The organism is Pseudomonas edaphica (genome assembly GCF_005863185.1).
Taxonomy (GTDB): domain Bacteria; phylum Pseudomonadota; class Gammaproteobacteria; order Pseudomonadales; family Pseudomonadaceae; genus Aquipseudomonas; species Aquipseudomonas edaphica.
Genome location: NZ_VBVZ01000571.1, coordinates 1 through 3,892, shown reverse-complemented (window position 1 = coordinate 3,892; position 3,892 = coordinate 1). Strand labels below are relative to the sequence as shown.

Here is a 3,892-nt window from a genome sequence, read left to right as displayed (position 1 = left end):
AGGCAAGCCAGCTCCCACAGTTGGATTTTCGGTGGTTTTGCTAACTCAGTCGTTCGGCCAGCAGAGGCAACAACCGCTCGCATGACGCCTCGATTTTCACCTGCAACAGCTCATCCCCACGGGTCTTGCCCAGGTTGATGGCAATTACCGACTTGCCTTGCTCCACCATCGCCTTGCACAGGCGAAATGCGGAATAGGCCATTAGCGAAGAACCCACCACCAGCAGCCCGTCTGCATGCCCCACGGCGGCCATGGCCCTGGCTGCCGTAGCCGGTGCCACGTTCTCGCCAAAAAACACAACGTCTGGCTTCAAGCGCTCGCCATTGCAATGGGGGCAGCGCGGCACCTGGAAGCGTTCTTCAAAGGTCGGATCGAGCAGGGTGTCACCGTCGGGCGCCTGCACCGCGTGGACCTGCACCAGGTAAGGATTGTCGATTTCCATCTGCCGCTGAATCACATCGCGGGTACTGCGCTGCTGGCAGTCCAGGCACAGCACACGATGCAGGCTGCCATGCAGTTCGATCACATCATGGCTGCCGGCCTGATCATGCAGGGTGTCGACGTTTTGCGTGATTAGCCCGCTGATACGGCCACGCTGCTGCAGCGTGGCCAGCGCCAGATGAGCCTGGTTCGGCTGCGCAATACGCACCCGTGGCCAACCCAGCATGGCGCGTGCCCAATAGCGGCGACGCGCTTGCGCGGTGGCGAGGAATTCCTGGTACATCATCGGCGCCTTGCCACGGCGCACGCCTTCGCTGTCGCGATAATCCGGGATGCCCGATGACGTGCTGATACCTGCACCGGTCAAGACCAAAAAGCGTCGTTCAGCCATGGCCCGGTACAGGGTGTCGAGGTGATTTTCTTGATGGTCCAGCGTATCGAGCATGGGTTCCCCTATTCGCCGCGGATGTATTGCTCCAGCTGTTTGATCAGGTCGGTCTGTTCGGCAATGGCCTCTTTTACCAAGTCACCGATGGACAGCAGGCCCTTCAGTTCGCCGTCTTCGACCACTGGGAGGTGGCGCAAGTGACTGTCGGTCATGATGTTCATGCATTCTTCGACACTTTTATGGGTATCCACGGTGATGACCGGTGAACTCATCACCTCATGGACCTTTGTGGTAACCGAAGAGAGTCCCTTGAGGATGAGTTTGCGGGCGTAATCACGTTCGCTGATGATTCCGACAACCGCGCCGTCTTTGACCACCGGCAAGGCCCCGACGTTTTTCTCTGACATCCGCACCAGCGCCTCAAAGACCGTGTGGTCCCATTGAATGGTATGGACGTCCTGGTTCTTCTGGTCCTTGGCTTTGAGCAGTTGTGCAACGGTTTTCATGGCGGCCACTCCGGTGTTGTTATTAGGAAGTCAGCGAGTCCCTTACAGAATCCTAGACGGGCTACAGCGCCGCAAGGCCCAAAGCGGCGTTAAACCCGTCGAAAAACGTCATTCGCCGGATTATTTCGCTATTCAGCCGGCACTGTTCGGCTTTTTCGCCCGCTTTGGAGCGCCTGTCGTCTTGCGCGGTGCAGCCTTGCGCTTGTTTTTCCACGGCGTAGCACCTCGGCCTGCCGGGCTGGCTGGGCCGGTGATGGTCATGCGCATGCCATTGCAGCGTGCCACTTGTTTGCTCATCCAGGCCGCCTGCTTGGCGACGAATTCTTCCAGGCTCATTTCACCGCTTTGCACCATGTCCAGCGCCTGCTCCCAGATCGCGGTGGTGCCTGGGTCGGCAATCGCCCGAGGCACCGCGTCGATCAGGCTGAACGCAGCCGGAGTGGCTGACAGTGCCTTGCCGTTTTTGACCAGATAACCCCGGTCGAGCAAACCCTGGATAATCCCCGCGCGGGTGGCTTCGGTGCCGATGCCGGTGGTGTCCTTGAGCTTTTGCTTGAGCAGCGGGTCTTCCACCAGTTTGGCGACGTTTTTCATCGCCTTGATCAGGTCGCCCTCGGTGAAGGGCTTGGGCGGCTGGGTCCAGAGGTCCTTGAGGTTGACCTTGGCCACCGCGTAATCCTGGCCTTGCACCAAGGTCGGCAAGGCCTGCGGTGCAGGAGCTTCACGGCCTTTGGCAGGCGCCAGCGCCTCGGGCAGGGCGCGTTTCCAGCCCGGCTCGATGATGACTTTGCCTACCGCGCGCAAGGCTTGGCCGGCGCAATCGAAATCCGCTTGGGTGCGATCGTATTCATGGTTGGGCAGGAACTGCGCCAGGTAACGCGCGCGAATCAGCGTGTAGACCGCACGGTGTTTGCCGGCCAGTTGCGCGACGTCCTTACCGGCACCCGTAGGAATGATGCCGTGGTGCGCGCTGACCTTGGCGTCGTTCCAGGCCCGCGAGCGGCGTTGCGGGTTGATATGCGGCATCAACTCATTCACCGCCGCATCCGCGCGGGCCAGCGCGGCCAAGATCTTCGGCGCATCACTGTGTTGGCTGAGCGGCAGGTAGCCGCAATCACTGCGAGGGTAGGTGATGACTTTGTGGGTTTCGTAAAGGGACTGCGCGATGTCCAGGGTTTCCTGGGCGCCGAGGCCGAGCTTCTTGGAACAGATTTCCTGCAACGTGCCGAGGTCGAAGGGCAGGGGCGCCACCTCGCGCACGCGTTCGGTACGCAGTTTGACCAACCTGGCGCTGGCGGCGTTGGTCATCGCATCGGCAGCATCGCGAGCCAGTTGTGGGTTAAGACAGCGGCCTTGATCGTCGCAGGCATCCTCAGCGGCCCGCCATTGAGCCGTAAAGGTCATGCGCTCATGCCGCAAGTCGACATCAATGGCCCAGTAAGCCACCGGCACAAAGTCGGCGATGCTGCGGTCGCGGTCCACCACCAGGCGCAAGGTCGGGGTTTGCACGCGGCCCACCGGCAATACGCCTTGATACCCGGATTGACGCCCGAGCAAGGTAAACAAGCGACTCATGTTCATGCCGATCAACCAGTCGGCGCGTGAGCGGCCGAGGGCCGAGTGATACAGGCTGAAGGTTTCGGCGCCGGGTTTGAGGGCGGCGAGGGCTTTGCGAATGGAGGCGTCATCCAGCGCCGACAGCCACAAACGCTGGATCGGCCCGCGATAGCGGCAATGCTCCACCAACTCACGGGCGATCATTTCGACTTCGCGGTCGGCGTCGGTGGCGATCACCAGTTCCTGGGCTTCCCCGAGCAAACGCTTGACGGCCTTGAACTGGCTGGCGGTCTTGGGCTTGACCAACATCTTCCATTTTTCCGGCACGATTGGCAGGTCGGCCAGCACCCAGCGCTTGTATTTGGCGTCGTAGGCGTCGGGTGGGGCGGTTTCCAACAGGTGACCGATGCACCAGGTGACTGTGACCCCGTTACCCAGCCAGCACCCGTCGCCACGCCGACTGGCGCCGAGTACGGCCGCGATATCCTTGGCCTGGGAGGGTTTTTCACAGAGGTACAGCCGCATGGTCATCACATCAAATCGGGTCGATGCCTTGCAGGATGCTCAGTCAAAGGCAATTGAGCAACTGTTATCTGTATGGATGTACAGCAATTTGTGTGGTCAGCACTCAGAAAAATGTGGGCACTAGCCTGCCTGCGATACGGACAACTCGGCACATCTGACACTCCGAGGTGATGCAATCGCAGGCAAGCCAGCTCCCACAGGGGGCTTCAGCGTTTTGAAGATCAGTTGTTATTGATATCCACGTTCTTGGTTTCTTTCAGGCAGAACAACCCCACAATCAAGCTCACGCCGGTCACCACCACCGGGTACCACAAGCCGTAGAAGATATCGCCGGTGTACACCACCAAGGCAAACGACACGGTTGGCAGGAACCCGCCAAACCAGCCGTTACCGATGTGGTAGGGCAGCGACATCGAGGTGTAGCGGATGCGCGTCGGGAACAGTTCCACCATCAGTGCTGCCAACGGGCCGTAGC

Annotated in this window: 3 protein-coding genes and 1 pseudogene; all 4 read right to left on the bottom strand. The window is 60.3% G+C overall.

Translation table 11 applies throughout. The features are described 5' to 3' along the window. Positions 1–40: 40 nt before the first annotated feature. Positions 41–886: an NAD-dependent protein deacetylase gene (locus FEM54_RS26715; RefSeq protein ID WP_017135015.1), complete on the bottom strand. Its 846-nt coding sequence runs from the start codon at positions 884–886 to the stop codon at positions 41–43. 8 nt (positions 887–894) lie between these two features. Continuing rightward, positions 895–1,335, bottom strand: coding sequence for a CBS domain-containing protein (locus FEM54_RS26710; protein ID WP_017135016.1), 441 nt, complete (start codon positions 1,333–1,335; stop codon positions 895–897). A gap of 132 nt (positions 1,336–1,467) precedes the next feature. Further along, positions 1,468–3,417: a DNA topoisomerase III gene (locus tag FEM54_RS26705; RefSeq protein WP_138453672.1), complete on the bottom strand. Its 1,950-nt coding sequence runs from the start codon at positions 3,415–3,417 to the stop codon at positions 1,468–1,470. Between the two features lie 221 nt (positions 3,418–3,638). Beyond that, positions 3,639–3,892, bottom strand: a pseudogene (locus FEM54_RS26700) (MFS transporter); the annotation flags it as partial.

Coding starts and splice junctions, on each gene's coding strand:
- FEM54_RS26705 (WP_138453672.1), bottom strand. CDS start 3,417: ATGCGGCTGTACCTCTGTGAAAAACCCTCCCAGGCCAAGGATATCGCG.
- FEM54_RS26710 (WP_017135016.1), bottom strand. CDS start 1,335: ATGAAAACCGTTGCACAACTGCTCAAAGCCAAGGACCAGAAGAACCAG.
- FEM54_RS26715 (WP_017135015.1), bottom strand. CDS start 886: ATGCTCGATACGCTGGACCATCAAGAAAATCACCTCGACACCCTGTAC.